The following is a 21,421-nucleotide window of genomic DNA, read 5'->3' as shown; positions in this document are numbered from 1 at the left end:
TCGCTCATGGTTCGATGCGACTTCCGAGCAGTTCCAGAAACTTGCGCATCCATTCCGGGTGAGCCGGCCACGCCGGCGCGGTGACCAAGGTGCCGTCCACGACGGCGTTGGTGAAGGTTTCGTTCACGTCGGCCCAAGATGCGCCGGCTGCCAGGAGATCCGGTTTGACGGCTGGATACGCGGTACAGGTGCGCCCTCGGACCACCCCCGCCGCCACCAGCACCTGTTGACCATGGCAGATGGAAGCCACAGGTTTTTGGGCCTCGGCGAAATGACGAACGATATCCAAGACCCTCGGGTTCAGCCGGATATACTCGGGAGCCCTTCCTCCGGGGATGACCAAAGCGTCGTAGTCTTCGGGCTTGATCTCGTCGAAGGTGGCATTGAGGGTAAAATTGTGCCCCGGTTTTTCGCTGTAGGTTTGATCGCCCTCGAAATCATGAACCGCGGTTTTCACCTTCTCTCCTGCTTTTTTGCCGGGACAGACGGCGTGAACCGTGTGACCCACCATGAGCAGCATTTGAAAAGGAACCATGACTTCATAGTCTTCCACAAAATCCCCCACAAGCATCAAAATCTTTCGAGCTCCCATGTTCTTCCTCCTTAAATCAGGGTTTTTCTTGAGGACACCGCGAGCCGGCGCCGTCGGATCCACAACACCGCATGATAAGCGGCGCTCCCCAGCCACTGCCCGGCACAGAAGGCTCCCACGAGTACGGTAAAGGTGTTGAAACGCCATCCCAGCCCCGACAGCACGCGTAAAGCCACGACCAGTGGCACAGGGAGGTGAATGGCCAAGAACCATGCCCGGGAAAACCGGGGGACGCGAGACCGCCAATAGCCGAACGGAAGATTCACACCGGCCACCAGCACCGCCGCCGCAGGAAGACTCAGGTGCAGAGACCACTCCATCCCCATTCCTCCAAGCGCACCCACCCTTTTCCCGGCTTTATCGCTTCCGTTCTTTTGGGGCCGACCACTGAATGACGGCTATCCCTTCCAGGCTGTCCAAACAATCGCGAACCCATTCTTAGAAAGCCTCAGCGACGGGGATGTGGATGGCTGACCCCAAAAGGTTCCGCCCGACTTCTGGGGTGTCTGTGCGGCAACGTCCCATTGTCCACGAAACCTTGCACGAATCCCCGCCTCAGGCGCATCATCCCGAACCATGACGATTCTGAGGCAACGCACCAATGGGTCCACATCTTCTCGATGCCAGAAATATGGCGCATGGACGTTAGGGTAAGGGTCGCTTGCAAAACCGGCACATTGGTGCCGACAGAGCCTAGAGCCGATCCCCCAGAGATGTTTGTGACTGCAGCCGTGAGAAAAACTCTGCTCTTCATGGGACCTCCCAATTTCCTATCACCTTCGCACAATTTCTTGTCAAGTCAAGCCGAAGAAAAAGTCCCATGGTGTTGAAAAAGTGCGTTCGACCGCTTGTCGGATGAACATAAGCGTCCACGGGCGGACGGCCGGGCCGGGCTATGACCCTTTCAAAGGGTCTTGGGAGAAACGGGCCGTATGGGGAGAGTTGGGTGAAGATTCTTGCCTCCGGGAAGGAGATCGGGATAAGGAAGGGGTGCATTGCTGGGGGTGGCCAGAGGGACTCCAACAGGGGAGGTGACCGTGCCCGTTCTGGAAGAATGCACCATGGCGTTTTTTGAGAAAGAGCGCGAAAAGATTCGCTCGGTGATTATTCCATGTGGATCTGTGGAAGAGCACGGACCCCATCTTCCGTTGGGCACAGACACGCTCCACGCCGTGGCTCTGGCCAATGCCGTGGCCCGGCGCATGCCTGTATGGGCGGCTCCGCCGCTGTGGTACGGCCTTTGTCGGAGTTCTAGCGAGCATCCCGGAACTGTGGGGCTCCGGTCCGTTACGCTCCACGCCCTGATCCGGGACGTGGTGGAGAGTTTTTACAGACAGGGGATGCGCGCCGTGGTTGTTTTAAGCGGTCATGCGGGAGGCACGCACATGGCGACGCTTGTGGACGCCGGAGAGTGCATGATGGAAAAGCTTCCCGAATTGAGGATGGCCGTCTGCTCGGTGCTGGACATCGGGCGTCAGGCGTGGGCTTCCATTCAGGAAACACCGAGGGATTCGCACGCCGGCGAAGTGGAAACATCGCTCATGCTCCACCTTCACCCCGACTGGGTCCACGGAACGGCGGAAGAAGCCTATCCCACGTTTCCTGAACACATCCTTGTGCGCCAGAAAAGGGCCTATTGGCCGACAGGCGTTTGGGGAAATCCGAAGGTGGCCTCTGCGGAAAAAGGCCGACGGTTCATGGAAGCCTCAATCTCCGCTCTCATGGTCCTGGTTGAGCGGCTCACGACCTGGCGCGATCCTGACCCGGGGGCATGAGCCCCTGAGGGGGACGTCGTGGAAGGTCAGTCCCCACATCGTGTGTGAGGCGCTTCGTCCGGAAGGATTCCCTTCGGGCGTCACCCGAAGGGTTCCACCAGGGGCGTCCTTTTCCAGCACACCGGCGTCTTTGGGATACCTGGACGGGCCCCTCTCGGCCTGTGGAATCTTGCATATCCAAATGGATTTTCCTCTTGGGGATTGAAGGATGGAAGGCCGTCACGTGCGTCACAAGAAGGACACAAAAAAGCAAAATCGTGGACGACAGGGCGTCGAGGGGGAAACTCCCATTCACCCGGTTGGTGAAGAGAACGTCCAGCGTGACGGGGGAAAATGCCCTGTGGCGCCCCCCGAGCTCTTGGCCCCGGCAGGGCACCTGGAGGCGCTTTGGGCTGCTGTGGAAAACGGTGCGGATGCCGTTTACGTCGGTTTGAAAACGCTGAGTGCCCGCGCTCATGCCACCAACTTCACTCTGGATGAGCTCTCCCGCATTCTTCCCTTCATGCGCAGCCGGCACGTGGCACTCTATGCGGCCTTGAACAGTGTGGTCACAGCTTCCGAAATCCCCGGCGTCCTGGATACCCTCCAAGGGCTGTCGGATCTCGGTGTCGATGCGGTGATCGTTCAAGACCCCGGAATCTTTTATTTGTGCAGGCGATATTTTCCATCTGTCAGGTTGCACGCGAGCACTCTCATGGCGGTCCACAATAGCGCAGGGGTACGCGCTTTGGAACGACTTGGTGCCCGCCGGGTCGTCCTTGCCCGAGAACTGAACATAGAAGAAATCCAAGCCATTCGTTGCCGCACAAAAGCAGAATTGGAAATTTTCGTCCATGGGGCGCTTTGCTATTCTTTTTCCGGCCTGTGTCTTGCCAGCAGCTTCCGCGGCGGTCATAGCGGGTTGCAGGGACGATGCGTGCAGCCGTGTCGGCTTCGGTTTGTCCAAGGACGTCACTCCGGTTATTTCTTTTCTTGCAACGACTACTGCGCCCTGGCTCGCATCCCGCAGCTCAAAAAGCTGGGTCTTTCCGCCTTCAAAATCGAAGGGCGCATGAAGGATGCGGAATATATCGCAACGGTAGTCAGGGCCTATCGGCATGTCATGGATGCCCCGGAGCATGTTTGGCCGGCGGCTGTGGAAGAAGCACGGGAGTGGCTTGCCCGGGCGCCGGCACGGAGGCTGACCGAGGGTTTTCTCGGCACGGATCCCTCTGGGGCCATCCTCAGCCCCCACCGTTCAGGGTCCAGCGGCCTGTGGGTCGCCACAGTGAAATCTGTTCTTCCCGAGGGTCTTTGGGTAGACATACGCCATAGTGTCCGTATGGGTGATCGTCTCCGTCCCGAATCCTTAGACGGCAAAGAAGCCCCGGCGTTCGTCATTGACCATATTTGCACGGGAAATTCTCAATGTGTCGAAGAATCTTCGGACCGGGGTCGGGTTCTCCTCAAGACCCGCTCCCTCCCGGAAATCCCTCCCGGTGTAAAGCTCTTCCGCATTGGGCGACAGCCCCAACCAGCCGCGCAGCTCTGGCAGAAAATCACCGGCGAAAACCTCAAGCCCCTTGTTTACCGATCCCGATTGGATCGTCCGGATACGTCCATTGAGGATTTTTTCGAGGGGACGGTCAATCCGCGCCGTTCTCATCCATCCCTGTGGATCAAGATCCGCGCCTTGTCGGATCTCGGACGGGCCATGGCCTCACCGGCCCAGAGGGTTTGGCTGGTTGCCAGCCGAGAAAACTTGGAAAGGATGGCCAAAAGGCGCCTTCATGAAGCACAGAAAGAACGGTTCGGGTGGGCGCTGCCACCGATCATTTTTGAAAAAGAGACGGAGTACTATCGCAAAGCCATAGCCTGGTATATCTCCAAGGGCTTTCGAAGCTGGGAAATCAACAACTGGGGGCATTGGGACTGGATGCCCGAAGATGGAAGGCTTTTTCTTGCGGGAGGCGCCCGCATGAATGTTCGCAACAAAGCCGCCATGGCCGCCCTGGCTCAGATGGGATGTCGCAGCGTTGTCTTGTCTTGGGAAATCACTCGCGAAGAACTTCGTGAGATCATCTCCACCCCCGTGCCTTTAGTTCCCGTGGTTTCGGTTTACTGTCAACCGCCTCTTTTCCTTTCGAGGATCCACCCCCCACTGTTGGACAACCGGCCTATGAGAACAGTGCGCGGGGAGACTTATGTGTACCGCAAGGACGGCCCCTTGTCGGCCCTTTATGCAGATCGGCCATGCAACTGGTTTGAAAAGATCCCTGAGCTGGAGGCGATGGGATATCGGATCTTCCTCATGGACTTCGGGGATGGTCCGGCAACGCCGGGTCCCGGGGATTGGGAACGGTTGCTGAGCGGATTTCAGCACCGACGCGCCGATGCCCCGTATTCCCTTTTCAACTACGAGAGAAAACCCATTCCGGAAAAACGGGTATTCCAGAAGCTTTCGGATAGTTCGGCGTGACCTTTTACTTTTAGCCCGCAAGAGAAACCCCAGGGGGCTACCCGCTCGGGAATGCGCACGGAACGGCAATGGCTTAAGCTCGGGGAGTCTTCCCGACCGATCAGGCACCCGTCATCACCACCCGCTTGGCGTAAAGGGTCACACCGAAAGAAAAGCGTTTGAAAAAATTATGACGACAGACTCGTCGCAGGAAGGTCACGAGGAGAGTCCATGCCGCCGTTTGTTCATCTTCATGTGCACACTCAGTACAGCCTTTTGGATGGTGCCATTCGAGTGGGGGATCTCGTCCAGACAGCCAAGGAATTCGAGATGCCCGCGGTGGCCATCACAGACCACGGCAACATGTTCGGAGCGCTGGAATTTTACGAAGCGGCCAAGAAGGCGGGCATTAAACCCATAATCGGGTGCGAAATCTATCTGGCACCCAAGGGGCGACATACGCGAGGCGCTCCGGGGAACGCCGGACCGGTCGCAAACGGCGCCGACGACGACAAAAACCAACACCTTGTGCTCTTGGCCCAAGATCTTCATGGTTACAAAAATCTTCTGAAAATTGTGACGTTGGGCTATCTGGAGGGCTTTTATTACAAGCCTCGGGCCGACAAGGAATTGCTGCGGACCTACCACGAAGGCCTTATTGCTTTGTCCAGCTGTATGAAAGGGGAGGTGGCTTCGGAACTGCTCCACGGCAGGCCTGACTCCGCCGCTCGAGCGGCTCAGGAATACCGGGAAATTTTTGGGGATGGGCGGTTTTTTCTGGAAATCCAGGCAAACGGCATTCCCGAACAGGCCCTCCTCAACGAAAAACTCATCGCCTTAGGGAAAGAATTGGGCATTCCTGTGGTGGCCACCAACGACTGCCATTATCTGAAGCGCAGTGACGCTCGGGCCCACGACATCTTGCTGTGCATCCAGACGGGGAAAACCGTTCTGGACGAAAAGCGCATGAAGTTTCGAACCGATCAACTCTACTTCAAATCCCCCGACGAGATGTCCCGTGAATTCGCCCATATTCCCGAGGCCTTGGAAAACACGGTCCACATCGCCGAAATGTGCGATCTCAAAATCCCCTTAGGGGAATACCATTTTCCCATTTTTCCCCTGCCGGACGGGGAATCCATCGAAACTCAGTTTCGAAAAACCGCCCTCGAAGGGTTCGACAGAAGGCTCCCGGAGATCCGTCATAACCGTCCCCACCTCACGGACCGCGATATGGAGGAGTACCGGCGACGTCTCCACTATGAGTTGGATGTCATCGTCGAGATGGGATTTGCGGCGTATTTTTTGATCGTGGCGGATTTCATCGCCTATGCAAAGAATCGGGGCATCCCCGTTGGGCCGGGCCGAGGCTCAGCCGCGGGAAGTCTCGTTGCCTATGTCATGGGCATCACGGACTTGGATCCCATCGAGCATGGCCTCATTTTCGAGCGTTTCCTCAATAAGGAGCGCGTTAGCATGCCCGACATCGACGTCGATTTTTGTGTCTTAGGGCGGGATGAGGTCTTCCGCTACGTTTCCGAAAAATACGGGAAGGACCAGGTGGCTCAAATCGCCACTTTCGGGACCATGCAGGCCAAGGCGGTGGTGAGGGACGTGGGCCGTGCTTTGGCCATGCCTTATCACGAAGTGGACAAAATCGCGAAGCTGATCCCCGGCGCCCCGGACATGACTCTCAAGAAAGCCTTCGAACAAGAGCCTCGGCTCGTGGAATTGCAGCGGGAAGACCCGCAGATCCGAGAATTATTTGAAATCGCCCAGGCCCTCGAAGGACTCACCCGGCATGCGTCCACACACGCCGCCGGCGTGGTCATCGGGGATAAGCCCCTTGTGGAGTACATGCCGCTGTTCCGTGACCAGGACGGGAAGGTGGTCACGCAGTTTTCCATGAAATATGTCGAGAAGGCAGGCCTAATCAAGTTCGACTTCTTGGGCTTGAGAAACCTCACGGTCATTCACAACGCCGTCCAGCTCATAGAAAAAAATCACGGTGTCCGTCTGGACATGAAACGCATTCCTTTGGATGATCCAGACACCTACAGACTTCTCGGCCGGGCCGACACCACGGGGGTTTTTCAGCTGGAGAGTTCCGGGATGCGGGACATCTTGGTGCGCCTTCAACCGGAACGCTTCGACGACATTGTGGCCCTGGTCGCCCTGTACCGACCGGGGCCCATCAAGAGCGGCATGGTGGACCATTACATCGACGGCAAACACGGACGCATCCCCATCACGTACGATGTCGAGCAGTTGCGGCCGATCTTGGAACCCACCTACGGGGTCATTTTGTACCAGGAACAGGTCATGGAGATTGCCCGAGTGCTGGCCAATTACACTTTGGGCGAAGCGGATATCTTGCGCCGGGCCATGGGAAAGAAAATCCCGGAGGTCATGGCTGCCCAGCGGGAGCGGTTCCTGGCGGGAGCCAGGGAAAACGGCATCGATCTCACCAAAGCGAACCATATTTTCGACCTTATGGACAAATTCGCCGGCTACGGCTTCAACAAGTCCCACAGCGCGGCCTACGCCCTCATCGCCTATCAAACCGCCTACCTGAAAGCCCACTACCCGGTGGAATTCATGGCGGCTTTACTCAACAGCTTTCTCAGCAACACGGACCAAGTGGTCAAACTCATCAACGAATGCCGGGACAAAGGCATCTCGGTTTTGCCCCCCGATGTGAACGTGAGTGAACTGGATTTCACTGTCGTGGAAGGAAAAATCCGCTTCGGGCTGGGCGCCGTGAAAAACGTCGGCGAAGGGGCCATAGAAACTATTCTTGCGGCTCGGGCCAAAGACGGACCTTTCACATCCATTTACGATTTCTGCGAACGCGTGGACCCGTCCAAAGTCAATCGCCGCGTGCTAGAGCATTTGATCAAGTGCGGGGCGTTTGATTCCATCCATCCGGACCGGGCCAGGGTCCTAGCGGCCATGGACCAGGCTTTGGAGAAGGCGCAGGCCAGACAAAGGGATCGAAGCGCCGGCCAGCTGAGTCTGTTCGACCTGCTGCGCACCACACCGCAAGAGGCCGGGAAAGAGGAAAGCCTGCCCGAAGTGCCGCCCTGGGACAGTCGCACGATTCTGAACTATGAAAAGGAAACCCTTGGGTTTTATATTTCCGGGCATCCTCTGGATCACTATGCCGATGAAATCCGCTCGCTGTGCACGGCCGACACCCAAAAGGTGCGCGAACGACAGGACGGAGCCAAGGTCATCTTGTGTGGATTGCTCACGATCACCAAAGAACTGGTGACGAAGAAGGGCGATCGAATGGCCTTCTTGAACCTGGAGGACAAAGAAGGCTCGCTGGAAGTGGTCTGTTTTCCCGACGCTTACGTGAAGGCCCGCCCTATCCTGCAAAGCGACGAGCCCTTGGTGGTCTTCGGCACGATCCAGCACGATGAAAAGGGATCCAAGGTGCTTGCCGAGCAAATCCTGACGTTGGAAGACGCCCAGAGCCAATCCGTGGAAAGCGTCCACATCAAACTACCCGCCCATGTCCTGGATCGAAATGCTTTGGAAACGCTGCGCCACCTTTTGGTCACCCACGCGGGAGAATGTAAGACGATACTGCACCTGGATGTGGACGGGCGGGCGACGGCCGTCATTGCTTTGAACCCTAAGCTGCATGTCACTCCATCCCAAGGCTTCGTGGATGCCATGACGGCGCACTTCGGCGGCGATTGCCTTGATCTCGTGCGCAAAGCCTGTCATCAATAAAGAGGTCGGAGCTGCCCGCCCTGAAAGGGACGAACGCCGGAGGGCAACTTGGCTCAACACCGATGCCCCCTTCTGGAGGACGCCGATGATCGATGACTACCGTTTCGGATCCATGGAAATCGCAGGGACGACCTACCAGGCGGATCTTAAGATCATCAAGGGGAAGGTGCACCCCCAATGGTGGCGCAAAGAAGGCCATAAGGTCTATGTGGAAGATATTGTGGACATCCTGGAGGCTCAACCCTCGGTGTTGGTCATCGGGCGAGGAAAACCGGGGTTGATGAAACCGTCCAATGAGCTCCGTCGGGTGTGCCTTGAAAAAGGCATCCAATTGATCGAGGAACCAACCGAGGACGCCGTGCGAACCTTTAATGATCTGGCCAAGGCGGGCGCCCGGGTGGCGGGGGCCTTTCACTTGACGTGTTGAAACGGCGGGACAATGTCAATCCAACTGGTTTTTGTGTCGACTTCGGCCCAAGAACAGCGCCGGGATTTGTGCCGATGGGTGGAACGGCTCGTGGAGGAAGGACACCGTGTGTTCGTTCTCGTGGGATCTACGATGTCCGCGGAGCAATTGGACGGATTGCTGTGGAGTTTCTCCAAAACGAGTTTTGTCCCTCATCGAATTGTGAGCAATGCGCAGGAGGCGATCAAAGCCCCGGAACCGGTCTTGATCGGATGGGATGTGTCGGCCCGCGGCCCAGCCAATGTGCTGGTGTGCGATGACCCTCCAGACCTCGACCGCGCAGCCTCTTTTGAGATCGTGGTGCACTTTGTCCCCATGGACGATCCGGAAAAACGGGAAAGGAGCCGGAGTTTGTGGGTGGAGGCGAAAAATCGCGGATATGCTCTCCGCCATGTCGCGAAAGAAGCGGCCGCATCACCCGAAAACCACCGAGCACGGAGCGTGTCATCCCCATGAGCCTGTTTGATTATCCCAAGAGACTCTATTACGAATACGGGAGTCGTCTGGCCATCTTTTTGGTGCGACGACGGCTCCGGAAGAAAGGGCTGGATCCGGGAGCATGGCTGGTCTTGGCCCGTCTTTATGAAGTGCGGCGGGACTTTTCCACCGCGGTTTCCACCTTGCAACAGGCGCTTAAGATCTACCCGGGAAACGCCGCTTTGGAAATGCATCTCAAGCGCATCAAAGCCCTGGCGGCGGGGGCTTCCGCTCCCGGCTCGGAAAACTGAGGGGAACTCCCCGGTGGGTCGCGGGGATCCTTTCTCCGGTTGTGCCCGCCTGTTTTTGCAGCTGAGGGCATGAAACGCCGGCTCGGCCGGTGCAGGGGCATCGGGATGCCGCCCGCCGTCGTCCAAAATCTCGACGTGCCGCTCCGGAATCCAGCACACTTCGGGGCCCGGCGAAAGCGTGGACCGATGCCGCTTCGGCCAAACCACCACAATCCCGCCCCCACGGCTCAGGGGGAATGCGGGCTTTGGCCGCAAAGCTCGACACCGGCAGGAAGAGAACAATGCCCCGGCCGCGGCCCGTCTTTGCCGTTTCGGCCCATTTCTCCTGATCAATATGCCGGCACGGTCAGATAGCGCTCGTTGGTCATCTGTCGGCCCTGATAGGTCCGCGTGCGCACGGTGGCTGTTTGCCCCTGATAGCTTATGGGCTCGGCTTCAACCCATTCATTGGTATTGGGATTGTGGTAGGTGACCGTCTGACGTCGCCTCCCAGCTTCCTCCGCCGCCCTCTGGGACACTTCAGCAATCCCATAGCCGGCCAGGGATCCTATGGCCCCACCGATGACCGCTCCACGCCATGGATTCTTGTGATCAATGAGAGCCCCCACACCGGCACCGACCACACCCAGCCATGTGGCCGATTCCAAGTGTTGCTGGGTCGTCGGACCTGGCACACACCCCATCACGGCCGTCGTCAAGAAAATCACCGCCAAGAAAAAGTGGACGGTTCTCATGTCGCGCCTCCTTTACGGGGATTTCCGTTGTTGGGGATTCACGTTGCCCTGCTGGTATTTTTCCCGAAGGTCTGCATTTTCTTTTTCAAACTGTTGTTCGACGGCCTCCAGTTCCATAGCGGTTTCTTCCCACCGAACCGTGAGCTGGAAGATCTTCTCATCGCACTCCCGGTAACACCTTTGGAGCGCCGCCACATCCTGCCGCCTCTGATATGTGGCCGGATCGGCCAACAGCACGCTTAACCTTTCCCGCTCCTCATGGAGACGATCCAGTTCTTTCTCCAGGGTTGCCAGCCGATCTTGGAGCGGTTTCTTTAAGCGATACAGAGCATTGCGACGCTCGGCTTCCCATCGCTTCCGCTCTTTCAGCTCCCCCTTCGGCCTTGACGCCCCCGGCAATTCTTCGGAAGGCTCATGGTCTGAGGGTGCTCCAGAGCTTGCGTCATCGCTGTGGAGGGCTTCCTTCCACAGCCGCTCGTAATCTTCGGCATTACCGGGCAGCAGGTCCAGCCGTCCCCGGCCGACCACCGCAATCTTGTTGGCCAGGGCGTTGATGAAGTGCCGGTCATGGCTGACAAAACACACACTCCCTGTGTACGCTTGCAGGGCCTCTTCCAGCATCTCCCGGCCCGGGATGTCCAAATGGTTTGTCGGTTCGTCCAAGAGCAACACATTGGGAGCTTGCACCAACAGTTTACATAAACTCAAGCGGGCTTTTTCTCCACCGCTCAGGACCCCGACTTTTTTCTCTACATCGTCTCCCTTAAAGAGAAAGGATCCGAGCAAAGTTCTTACCTGCGTGTGGGGCATGGCGCCGGAAACCGACAGGATTTCGGCCAACACCGTGTGATTCAGGTTCAGTTCTTCCCACAGGTGTTGCGCGTAATAGCCGATCTTCACGTTGTGGCCGATCCGGACTTCCCCGGCCGACACCGACTCTTTGCCCGCAAGGATTTTTAACAACGTGCTCTTTCCCGCGCCGTTGGGACCGAGAAAAGCGATTCGATCACCGCGTTCCACCACCAGGTCCACACCGTCATAGACCACGTGGTCCCCGTAAGTCTTGTGGACGCCGACAAGTTCCAACACCCGCCGGCCACAGCGCTGCGGTTCCGGAAACTGAAAACGGACCGTCTCCGGATCGGCAGGCCCCTCCACACATTCCATTTTTTCCAGCAGCTTGAGACGGCTCTGCACTTGGCGGGCTCGGTCCTTACGGACACGGTTTCGGGCGATGAAGTTTTCGATATGGCGGATGCGGGCCTCTTGGTTTTCTTTGGCCGCTTCCAAAACCCGGCGACGAACGGCCTTCTCTTCCACGTACCGGTCGAAGTTTCCTTGATAAGACTCCACCCGGCCGTTTTCCAACTCAATGATTCTTCGGACCACTCGATTGAGAAAGGACCGATCGTGAGAAACGACCAAAACGGCCGACGTCGATTCCTGCAAGTACGTCTCAAGCCACAGGATGGATTCAAGATCGAGGTGGTTGGTGGGTTCGTCCAAAAGGAGGACATCGGGCTTGGCAAGAAGCAGTCGGGCCAACTCCACACGCATGGCCCAGCCACCGCTTAAGGCGGTAATGGGCTTGTCGAAATCCTCCTGACGGAAACCGAGCCCCCTGAGAATCTTTTGAGCTCGGGCTTCCAAATCGTATGGACCCAATTGTTCCAGTCGATCCAGAAGAGCGGCATGACGCCGGGAAAGTGACTGGGCCAGCTCCGCTGTCCGCACCTCCCTGAGCTGGGCCTCTACCTCTTCCAGTTCACGGCGTAGATGCCCCAGTTCGGTGCACACCCCTTGCGTGTGGGCCAAGACCGTGAGGTTTTCCTGAGGCCGCCACTGTTGAGGAAGATATCCCAAGGACAGGTTTTTGGCACGGGTCACCACGCCGTCATCAGGCTCTGTCTCGCCCAAAACGATGCGGAAGAGCGTGGTTTTCCCGGCCCCGTTGGGCCCGACGACGCCAATGCGGTCGCCGGGATGGATATGGAAGGAGACGTTGCGAAAGAGCTCTTTACTGCCGAGAAACTTGCTGACGTTTTGAATGGAGATCAACCAACATCACCTCAATACACCCATTTGCCGTTGGCAAAACGAAACACTTCGGTCACGGTGCGCGTTCCGCAGGCAAACGGTCCTTTCGCCGCATCGGCACGGCTCGCCCCTTCGCTCTCACAGATTTTTTCCTCATAGCTCAACACACCCACGAAGGGACACCCTTTGGATTCCGTTTTCTTCACACGGGCTTCCTTAATCTCTCCCAATTCAGAATACCTGGCCACAACTTTCTTTTGGCCCTTGAGCTCTTCAAAGGACACCTTGTCCGGCCCGTAAAGTCCATGTTGCGCGAGCTTTTTTATCCATTCGGACTGAAAGGTTTCAAAAAGCCGACACGCTTCTTTTTCATCGGTCGCCCGAGCCTCAGAAGAAATCACAACACAGGCGATGAAAACCGCGGCCATCACAAGGGCGAATCTTTTTCCCATGGCGTTTTTCCCCCAAAAAAGAGGCTGGGCAACCTCAATTGCCCAGCCTGTGTCCCGTCATTCGACGCAATTATTGCACCACTTTAATTTCCACCCGGCGGTTGATTCGGCGTCCCTCTTCCGTGGCATTGTCCGCCTTGGGCTTGGATTCGCCGTACCCAACGGTCTTCATCCGAGAGGCGCTGATACCCTTGGAGACGAAGTAATTGAACACCGACTGGGCGCGTCGTTCGGAAAGTTTCTGGTTGTAGGCGTCCGTGCCGATGGCGCAGGTGTGCCCTTCGATGATGATACGGACTTGTTGGTTCTTCGAGAGCACGGCAACGCCTTCGTCAAGCACCGGTTTCCACTCGGGCTTGATGTCCGCCTTGTCGAAGTCAAAGTTGATGCCGCGCAGAATAATGACATCTTCTTTCTTGGCTTCCATGGCCGTGGTGTAGAACACATCCTTGACAAACTGCTTCAGCGCCGCTTGATCGGCGAGGAGAGTGGTCGCTTCGGCGTGAACCCCACAGCCTCCAATGGCGCTGATCTTCTTCAGGATCTCAGCCCCTCTGGGTTCTTCGGCAAAACTGATCACGTGGAAACACACCTGTGGGTATTTGTTGCGAATCGCTTGAGCCGCCGCCACCGGATCCGGACCTTGGTTCGCCGCTCCGTCGGAGACGATGATCACGCCGGTCTTCCCACTCAAGCCGGAAAGCACCGTATCCAGCGAGCTGATGCCGGGACCCATGGGTGTCAACCGCCCAAAGATGTCTTGATCGTCTTTAATCTTGGCAATGGCTTCCCCGAAAACATTTCGCTTGTACACGGCCGGGTCGGCGATCTTCTGCCACGGGGCGAAAAGGTCCAGGGCCCCTTTATAACCCAGCTCGGGAATTTCGTCGTTCATTTTGAACATGACTTCTTTGGCCAGGGCCATCTTCACTTTACCCAACTTGGCATGCGTCATGTACATAGAACCCGACTGGTCCGGGAAAAGAATAAAATTGTCGATTTTAGGGACAAGTTTGGTTTGGGCTTGAACCGAACCGCACAAGAGCCCTCCCACCAGAAACACCGCCATCGCGAACATCCATCTTTTCTTTCCCTTCATGGAACGCTCCTTTCTTTTCGTCTAAAGCCGTTCATGTGGTTTTTGTGAAAATACTGACCTGCCGAAAGGTCCAAAGCGCCTGGCACCCCTTTTTGCCTTCCTGTCGGGGCGGGGAGGCCCTTCGGCCTTCAGACCTTCACCCGATGGATGTCAAAACGGCCTTGGGTTTATGGGTGTTTTTCCATCCGGTCCCTTGTCGAGAGAGGACGTTCGTGAAAACTTTCAACTTTCCGTTCTCCAACCCTAAACAACAAAAACCAAGGAGTCAAGCCACATCTAGCGTTCCGCGGACTTTTAGGTCCAGGCCCACGGCACGTGGAAAAGACTAGCGGTTGGCTTCGCGCACAGCAAGACTCAAAAACCACCCATGAGACTCGAAAACGAGCCCCTTACCGACCGTGTCCCGAAAGAATGCCCGCAGCGTATCTTGTGACAAACGCGGATATCTTTTTTCTATATCTTCTAAAGTCATAGGTTCCAGACAGCTCAGATAGACATCCCGAGAAATGCCACGCAGGCGGTATGTGTCCACCACCCGCCCGTGGCAAGCCCGCCGTCGGATGAGCAGAAAACTCCCCCCGTCGCTGTACCCCAACATAGGCTTGCCCCCGCCCGGAGACCTCCGAAAGGCCGCATAGTCCCGATGCCACTTCCGAAGGAAGTCCCACACGGGTCGCCACAAGCTTTTCTGATGTTCTCTATCCGCCCGATAGCTTTTGACCATGAAGCACGCACGGCTGGCCACCGGTTCGGGGAAAAGAGCCGCATAATGAGGATGGTTCACCACTCTATAGATCCCATGACTCCGAGGGTCCATCGCCATGGGGCTGCCCTCTCCCAGCCAAAATCGCACACCTTTCAGTGGCCGAAATATCAGGATTTTTTGGAGAGTCTCCAACGTCTCGTGGACGTCCTCCGGCGTGCTGCCAGGAAACTCCATGAGCAGATTCGACCGGTTTTCGATCCCGAATTCTTCGCAATGGCGCATCCACGCCACATTGTCGATGACCCGGGTCCCTTTGCCCATGCGGCGCAGCAACTGGTCACTCATGGCCTCGATGCCCGCCTGAATGGTCCGAAAACCCGCGTGCCGAAGGGCGCTGACCTCAGCGCGTGAAAGCGGCAAACGCACCTCCCCGAAAAGGTCGAAATCCTTGCCGAGACGCTGAATCCTTTGCGTCGTCTCCAAAAGCTTCGTCGGATGCAGGGCATTGTCCACAAAGACGAACCGGAGGCACTGATATTTTTCCGACAATGCCTGCAATTCACCCGCTATCCGCTCAGGCTCCTTGGAACGGTACCCACGCCATTGGAGGTTCAGGTTGCAAAACCGGCAGGCCCTCTTGTGCGGCTTGTCTTTACGCGCCCTGTGCCACCAACAGCCCCGGCTGGATTCTATGGGAAGCGCGAAAATCGGCGTCGGCCCCTGGCTTCTGTGGGCCTCCTGAAAAAAATCGGTGTAGTCGGGCAGGGGCAAGCTGTCCACGTCCGTAATCTGGCTGAATCCCCCGCCGGACACCCCACCGGTTTCGGTGCGGTAAAAGATCCCCGGGGCCCAGGTTTCGCCGTCTTGGCAGGCTTCACCTTCAAGGCTGAGGAAGCGGGACAAAAGTTGCACTAAAGGTTTTTCTCCCTCGCCGCTGATCACGAAATCGATCCAAGGGAATGCCTCCATGAGCGATTTTCCCAGAAGACCGCTCACCACACTTCCCCCGACGATAATCTGCACACCCGGAACCCGCGCTTTCAGCGTTCGGGCGAGATAGAGGGATGAGGATAATTGGGCGAAACAAACGGATAGACCCACAACCTGAGCCTGTTCCAACTCAGTCCAGAGAGCCATGCTTTCGTGGAACTGCTGTATTTTCTGAACAATTTGAAGGAAATCCGGGGGACGGCCTGCCTCTTTGCGAGGCCATTGCTTCCAGAACAACTTCTCACAGACCGGAAAGCGATCCGGATGGAGCAATGCGGCGTAGACGGCTTCTCCAAGCCAACTGCGTTCCGCAAGACGGGCATAAAGCAGGCGGCCCAAAACCCTTTCCACAGACAGGTAGGGGTGGGCCGCCGTGATGTGGATCCGATTGGAAAAGTGCCGATCGGCAAACGCCTTCAGCGTTCCGAGTTGAATGGATGGGCGATCGGCCAGGGCCCATGGCATGGACACCAGGATGACCCGCATGGAACGCTAAAACAGCCTTTTCACCCAGACGAGGTTGAGGGGAGCGCCCACGTCGTACTTGCAAAATCGAGCAATTTCATTGGGATCCGCCGTCTGCTTCAGGTCCAACAGCCGGTCGAAATCCCGCTCCACCACGACATTACAAAAATCCATGGGGACAGATCGGATGAAGTCCAGCTCATCCTCCTCCCATAATTCTTCGGCAATGTCGGACATACTGTTTTCCAGGGCGTGATGGCCGCACACCTTGAAACACGCCCCGCACTGACATCTGTGGATGGCGTCAAAATCCGTAGGGATGGGCTGCCCCACTTCACAAAACGGGCAGACAATAATGTGTTTGGGAACCGGTCTCTTCGAACGGGCCATACTCATCGCGACATCGATCCCCCATGATTCGTGCTTTTTCATTCGTCCTCGTCCAAAATCATGTCGGCTTCATTGCCACAAATGGTGCACTTCCTCGTTTCCTTCTTTTTCTTGGAAACCACCCCCGGTTGTTCTTCCACCTCGACCCAATTGCAGGTGATCACCATATCCGCTTCGTTGCCGCAGTTTTCGCAGTGACAGACTTGGCGCAGGGTCGTCATCGAAGTCTCCTTTCCTCGTATCGAGTCCACACCTCTTTTGTCCTGGATTATAAGATCATGTCGGGTAAAATCCAACACGAACTTTGTTCCATGAAGTCTCAGCATCTCGGATGGGACCTCATCCGGCAAGCGGGAAAAGAGCCGAAATTCATGAAGAATGCGAGAAACCCGCAGGAATCCCGAAGGCAAAAGGCGCAGGAGGTTCTTGCCATCTTGAACAGGTTGTACCCTGACGCCCGGTGCAGCTTGAATTACAAAACTCCTTTTCAGCTTTTGGTCGCCACCGTTCTTTCCGCCCAGTGCACGGATGAACGAGTGAACAAGGTCACTCCGGCCTTCTTTGAAAGATATCCTTCGCCTTTCGCCGTAGCTCACGCTCCCGTCGAGGACCTTGAAACCTGCATCCACTCCACGGGGCTTTACCGGGCAAAGGCTCAGAGCCTCAAGAAAGCCTGCCAAATACTGGTGGAAAACCACGGTGGCGACATCCCTTCCACCTTGGAGGCTCTCGTCCAGTTGCCCGGCGTCGGGCGGAAAACGGCCAACGTCCTTCTCGGGAATGCCTTCGGGGTACCAGCCCTCCCTATCGACACCCATGCCGCTCGAGTTTCCAGACGGCTTGGTCTGACAGACCACCAGGAGGCGGCCAAGATCGAACGAGATCTCTGCGGGCTCTTTCTACAGGACACGTGGGTTCGTCTCTCCCACCAGCTCATCCAGCACGGCCGCCAGGTGTGCCGGTCCCGGAACCCCCTGTGTGAATCCTGTGAGTTAAAAGGCGTGTGCGACTTTTATCGGCATAGACTGCAGACGTGAAGACCCCATTCAGAGAAGGCGTCCGGCCCAGGGATCCCGGCCCACGTTTTTCACCCGGATCCAACCCTGTGCCGCTCCCTGTTTCCAACAAACTTCCACCCGTTCCCCGAGGGCCACGTCGCTGTAGGCCGCCACGATCATCGCCGCCATGCGGAAATGGGCCCGAGATTTGGGTGTCCCGATGAGGACCGCCGTCGGCCCCGGATAGGACGGAACCCGGAAGAGCGCATCGTCGGACCGGGCCATGGCCCACAAGCGTTCGTTCTCCGATTTTGTTCTTCCCACGGTTAAAAGGCACGAGGCCCCAAGGCGGAAATGGCGGCCCCATTTGAGGAGCTCCACATCGCCCGTACCCGCTTGGGGCATGACGGCGAAAAGTTCCTTCAGTTTTCTCGCAAAGCCTTCCTTGGTGAGCATGCAGCCTCCGCCCGGCTGGGGTATATCTCGGATTCCGTAACGGGCGGCAAGCTCCATTTGCCGTTTGCGGCCTCGCCCATGAATGTCCAGAAGCTTCTCCCGATCCACAAGACCTTGCATTTCCACGATGGTCGGCTCCAAGAGTTTGGCGCTGAGGGGCCGGAGGATGCGCCCGGAAAGTCCGGACATTTTTTCCACGATCTTCATGGCGGTCCGCCGTTGGCTCATGGGGCGCTGTCCGACCACTTCCCCGGTAAAGAGAAAATCGGCGCCTTCAGCGAGCAAAATCTTGGCCGCCTCCTTCAGCATCAGGCCATGGCAGTCCACGCAGGGGTTCATATGTCGTCCGTAACCGTGGGGCGGATTTTTAAGCATTTCAAGAAACGTTTCGCCGATGTCCACAACCCTCGTGGGAAGTCCCGCCAGACGACCAGCCTTAAGCCCGGGCTCCGGGCCGAAAAAAGGGGTGACGAAGGTGACTCCTAAAAGCTCTAGAGGCTGCTCCTGGAGCACTTTGACCGCAAGAATGCTGTCCAAGCCCCCGGACATCAATCCGATGCCTTTCCCTCTGACTTTCTCCATGGGTCGAATGGATCTCTGTTGGGTCCAAGGTTGGGTCAGTCCGACCGTAACGGGGCGGGATCCAGAATCGTTCGGGCAAAACCGAGCTTGGCCATATGGCCGAGGAGACGCTCCCACACCGTCGAGCGGCTCAGCAATACCCGGTCTGCCGATCCCACCTGGATTTTGGCGTCTCCCGACTGCCACCGGACGCGCACGTGAGTGCACCCAAGACGATAGAGGAAGTCCTCGGCCACCTCGATGCGTTTCAAGATTCCGGCTTCCAGCGGCGTCCCGTAGGGGACTCGGGTTGCAAGGCATGACTGGGACGGCTTGCTATCATTGGGGAGCCCGGCAAGGCGGGCCACCCGGCGGATGTCCTCCTTGGTCCACCCCGACAACGCAAAAGGGCTGCGGACCCCTCTTTCCATGAGGGCTTTGCGGCCTGGGCGATCCTCTAAAGCGTCATCTGCGTGCGATCCGTCCACCACCACGGCCCCATCCGGACGATGCCGGTCGATGGCCTCCGTCATGATCGCCTTGCAATGATAACACCGGTCAGGGGGGTTCGCCCGGACGGCTTGTTCAGCGAGAGGATCCACGGAGAGCACCGAGAGAGAAAAGCCTAATGTCCCGGCCACCGTATGGGCCGCCATTTCTTCCCGATTCGCAAGGAAAGGACTCTTCACAAGATACAGGTGGATCTGCTTCCCCACGACATGACCAAGAATCCACGCTAAAAGCGTACTGTCCACCCCTCCGGAATACGCCACGGCGACCGTTGTCCACGAGGCCACGGCAGCTTCCAAGGAGACCAGCTTTTCCGAGTCAATCCCCGCTGCCACATAGGCTCTTTTGGCTGCGCCCGAAGCCCACAAGGATTTGTCCTCGTCGTCTGCCTGACCGGACCCCGGGCACCAGGGTCTTGGAAGCTCCGTGGCTCTTTTCATCAGCTTTTCACAGGTCTCATAGGGTTAGGAAGCAGGCGCTGAGGAACGCCCAATTCAAAGCGACCTTCCTCGATCCATCGCTTGAGAATTTCAGCGATCTCCCGGGCTCGAACCACACTGGATAAGGGCACTGTCGGCACCTCTTTTTCCCCGATGCGAATGCGGCCGGATCGCAACTCCTCATAGCTGACTTCCGCAAGCGGCTCGGACTGTGTGAAGCTGTAGTCCTTGACTTGGGTGACGATTTCCGCGTCGGAGACCCCGGTATACGCCGCCATCTCCGCATCCAGAATGGGAATGGGCACCCCGATACCCACAGCCAAGGAGCAACCATACCCCTGAATGCTGACCCCCATCAACCATCGAGGGCTCATTTCTTTCAAATCGCCGACAACCATTAACGTCCCCGCCGGCATTCGAGGAACTCCATTGGCCAGACGGGGTGCGTCCGGTCGGTGTTGTGAACCATGCCAGACGATGTAACCTTCTGCACCTCCAAGGAAAATCCGGGTTCCCAAGCCTAGGGTGCGATAGTGCGGGTCATTCAAGAGCGGGCTCAACTCCCCGGAGGTGGAATAGTTGGCGTTGCCCAGACGCGGTTTCAGAGTCCCCATATAGGTGTAGATCGTTTTCTTTGAGAGATTCACCGCGCAGTTGTAGTTTTGATAAGCGTTTCTTGGGTTGCACAGCACGGCGTAAGGCAGATCCTGAAGGGTGACGGTCATTTCCACGTGTCGGTTCGGGTAGCAATCCGTGCCGTAAGCTTCTGCCCGAAGACGCACGGGCTTTCCGCTCACAAGGTCGTGGATCACATGCCCTCCGCCGTACTCAAACGTCCCCGGATGCACCTTGTTCAACGGATCGTCGAAGGCCGGCTCCGTAGCTCCCAGATACACGTCCACAGCGGCCAGGCCGGCATAGGCGGGCACATCATTGAGCCATACCTTGGCCGCTTTGATCGGCGGTTGGGTATGCCCGAAATTGATGAACACTCCAGAGGAACACATGGGGGCAAAAGTCCCGGTGGTCACCACGTCCACCTCTTGGGCCGCCCTTTCCGGACCCACTTTCTTGACCAATCGTGTCATTTCTTCCGCCGTCAGAACCACCGCTTGACCTTTTCGGATCCGCTCGTTGATCTCTTCGTATGTCCTGGAAACCTTTGCCATGGATCCTTCACCCCCATCGAAAGTCTCAGCCCTGAGACCGACACGACTCCTCGACCTGAGCCCCGGTCTTTCTTTAAAGCGTCTCATTTTGGAAAAAAATGTACCCTTCTAAAGCCCGCCGCAATTCCTCCGGAAGTTGGCAGGATCGCCACGTTCTGTCAATAGCCACCATGGAAGCATGACCTCGCCCCACCACATCCGGTCGGCCTTCAATAAAGAAGTAAAAAGCGAAGGTAATGGAACGCAAGCTCATTTTGAACACGCCGACTCGGAGCCTCAAGGGGTCACCATATTTGGCAGGCCGGAAAAAGTCGCAGGAGGCTCCCACAATGGGAAGACCAAAACCACGATCCAAATCCCGAAAGTATTTTTCGGGAGGACACCCCACATGGCGCATGAGTTCCTCAATGCCATGATGGCAATATCGAAAATAAGAAGCAAAATAGACGACCCCGTAGGGGTCCGTATCCCCAAAACGGATCGTGATGGGGATTTCCAGACAGTTCGGTGGGGCATCTTTGGGTAGTTCGGGCATGACGGCCTCCTTTCTCCCCGGGTTAACGATAGAATGAGCATAACATCCACTTCACACATGCTCACAGATTTTTTGTCCGGGTTTCCCCTTTTCAAATGGCCCACTCTGAACTAGGATGCAGTGACATTCCACGGGTGAGA

At 57.1% G+C, this 21,421-nt stretch carries 20 protein-coding genes; 7 read left to right on the top strand and 13 right to left on the bottom strand.

Annotation, left to right across the window (positions count from 1 at the left end; genetic code table 11):
- Positions 1-4: 4 nt before the first annotated feature.
- Both ACZ5K9_RS09970 and ACZ5K9_RS09965 read right to left on the bottom strand, forming a co-directional pair.
- Positions 5-592, bottom strand: coding sequence for a DJ-1/PfpI family protein (locus tag ACZ5K9_RS09970; RefSeq protein WP_464271188.1), 588 nt, complete (start codon positions 590-592; stop codon positions 5-7).
- Between the two features lie 11 nt (positions 593-603).
- The gene (locus ACZ5K9_RS09965; RefSeq protein ID WP_464271187.1) at positions 604-912 is read right to left on the bottom strand and encodes a hypothetical protein; all 309 of its coding nucleotides are present in this window, start codon (positions 910-912) and stop codon (positions 604-606) included.
- Between the two features lie 717 nt (positions 913-1,629).
- Here ACZ5K9_RS09965 and ACZ5K9_RS09960 point away from each other — a divergent pair.
- From ACZ5K9_RS09960 to ACZ5K9_RS09935, 6 genes are all read left to right on the top strand, one after another.
- Positions 1,630-2,367 (top strand): creatininase family protein, encoded by a 738-nt coding sequence (locus ACZ5K9_RS09960; RefSeq protein ID WP_464271186.1) that lies wholly within the window; start codon positions 1,630-1,632, stop codon positions 2,365-2,367.
- Between the two features lie 340 nt (positions 2,368-2,707).
- Complete coding sequence (locus ACZ5K9_RS09955) at positions 2,708-4,825, top strand: peptidase U32 family protein (protein ID WP_464271185.1); 2,118 nt, start codon at positions 2,708-2,710, stop codon at positions 4,823-4,825.
- Positions 4,826-5,035: 210 nt separating this feature from the next.
- A complete protein-coding gene (gene dnaE, locus ACZ5K9_RS09950) occupies positions 5,036-8,545 on the top strand; it encodes a DNA polymerase III subunit alpha (protein WP_464271184.1) in 3,510 nt (1,169 codons plus the stop codon).
- A gap of 85 nt (positions 8,546-8,630) precedes the next feature.
- The gene (locus tag ACZ5K9_RS09945; RefSeq protein WP_464271183.1) at positions 8,631-8,972 is read left to right on the top strand and encodes an Mth938-like domain-containing protein; all 342 of its coding nucleotides are present in this window, start codon (positions 8,631-8,633) and stop codon (positions 8,970-8,972) included.
- Positions 8,973-8,984: 12 nt separating this feature from the next.
- On the top strand, positions 8,985-9,467 hold the full coding sequence (locus ACZ5K9_RS09940) for a DNA polymerase III subunit chi (protein ID WP_464271182.1): 483 nt from the start codon (positions 8,985-8,987) through the stop codon (positions 9,465-9,467).
- Positions 9,464-9,739 carry a tetratricopeptide repeat protein gene (locus tag ACZ5K9_RS09935; protein ID WP_464271181.1) on the top strand — a complete coding sequence of 92 codons (276 nt, stop codon included), beginning with the start codon at positions 9,464-9,466 and terminating at the stop codon, positions 9,737-9,739. Before ACZ5K9_RS09940 ends, ACZ5K9_RS09935 begins: the two co-directional genes overlap by 4 nt.
- Positions 9,740-10,068: 329 nt before the next feature.
- On the opposite strand, the gene ACZ5K9_RS09930 is transcribed toward ACZ5K9_RS09935, so the two are convergent.
- From ACZ5K9_RS09930 to ACZ5K9_RS09900, 7 genes are all read right to left on the bottom strand, one after another.
- Complete coding sequence (locus tag ACZ5K9_RS09930; protein WP_464271180.1) at positions 10,069-10,473, bottom strand: glycine zipper 2TM domain-containing protein; 405 nt, start codon at positions 10,471-10,473, stop codon at positions 10,069-10,071.
- Between the two features lie 12 nt (positions 10,474-10,485).
- A complete protein-coding gene (locus tag ACZ5K9_RS09925) occupies positions 10,486-12,531 on the bottom strand; it encodes an ABC-F family ATP-binding cassette domain-containing protein (RefSeq protein WP_464271179.1) in 2,046 nt (681 codons plus the stop codon).
- Between the two features lie 11 nt (positions 12,532-12,542).
- Entirely contained in the window at positions 12,543-12,962 is a 420-nt protein-coding gene (locus tag ACZ5K9_RS09920) for a hypothetical protein (RefSeq protein WP_464271178.1), read from the bottom strand.
- Between the two features lie 70 nt (positions 12,963-13,032).
- Positions 13,033-14,061, bottom strand: coding sequence for an OmpA family protein (locus tag ACZ5K9_RS09915; protein WP_464271177.1), 1,029 nt, complete (start codon positions 14,059-14,061; stop codon positions 13,033-13,035).
- Positions 14,062-14,386: 325 nt separating this feature from the next.
- Positions 14,387-16,243 carry a RiPP maturation radical SAM C-methyltransferase gene (locus ACZ5K9_RS09910; protein WP_464271176.1) on the bottom strand — a complete coding sequence of 619 codons (1,857 nt, stop codon included), beginning with the start codon at positions 16,241-16,243 and terminating at the stop codon, positions 14,387-14,389.
- A gap of 6 nt (positions 16,244-16,249) precedes the next feature.
- Complete coding sequence (locus ACZ5K9_RS09905) at positions 16,250-16,654, bottom strand: hypothetical protein (RefSeq protein WP_464271175.1); 405 nt, start codon at positions 16,652-16,654, stop codon at positions 16,250-16,252.
- A complete protein-coding gene (locus tag ACZ5K9_RS09900; protein WP_464271174.1) occupies positions 16,651-16,833 on the bottom strand; it encodes a hypothetical protein in 183 nt (60 codons plus the stop codon). Before ACZ5K9_RS09900 ends, ACZ5K9_RS09905 begins: the two co-directional genes overlap by 4 nt.
- Before the next feature lie 150 nt (positions 16,834-16,983).
- Here ACZ5K9_RS09900 and nth point away from each other — a divergent pair, with 150 nt between their 5' ends.
- The gene (gene nth / locus ACZ5K9_RS09895; RefSeq protein ID WP_464271173.1) at positions 16,984-17,649 is read left to right on the top strand and encodes an endonuclease III; all 666 of its coding nucleotides are present in this window, start codon (positions 16,984-16,986) and stop codon (positions 17,647-17,649) included.
- 9 nt (positions 17,650-17,658) lie between these two features.
- Here the strand turns inward: nth and ACZ5K9_RS09890 are convergent, their stop codons facing one another.
- From ACZ5K9_RS09890 to ACZ5K9_RS09875, 4 genes are all read right to left on the bottom strand, one after another.
- Positions 17,659-18,648 (bottom strand): tRNA 4-thiouridine(8) synthase ThiI, encoded by a 990-nt coding sequence (locus tag ACZ5K9_RS09890; protein WP_464271172.1) that lies wholly within the window; start codon positions 18,646-18,648, stop codon positions 17,659-17,661.
- 35 nt (positions 18,649-18,683) lie between these two features.
- Positions 18,684-19,505: an ATP-dependent sacrificial sulfur transferase LarE gene (larE, locus tag ACZ5K9_RS09885; protein WP_464271171.1), complete on the bottom strand. Its 822-nt coding sequence runs from the start codon at positions 19,503-19,505 to the stop codon at positions 18,684-18,686.
- A gap of 71 nt (positions 19,506-19,576) precedes the next feature.
- A complete protein-coding gene (locus ACZ5K9_RS09880; RefSeq protein WP_464271170.1) occupies positions 19,577-20,746 on the bottom strand; it encodes a homocysteine biosynthesis protein in 1,170 nt (389 codons plus the stop codon).
- Positions 20,747-20,819: 73 nt separating this feature from the next.
- The gene (locus ACZ5K9_RS09875; RefSeq protein ID WP_464271169.1) at positions 20,820-21,281 is read right to left on the bottom strand and encodes an acyl-CoA thioesterase; all 462 of its coding nucleotides are present in this window, start codon (positions 21,279-21,281) and stop codon (positions 20,820-20,822) included.
- Positions 21,282-21,421: the final 140 nt, after the last annotated feature.

This window comes from Desulfosoma profundi (genome assembly GCF_055387865.1).
The sequence above is the reverse complement of the archived record's forward strand: the minus strand, read 5'-3'. Positions and strand labels throughout refer to the sequence as shown.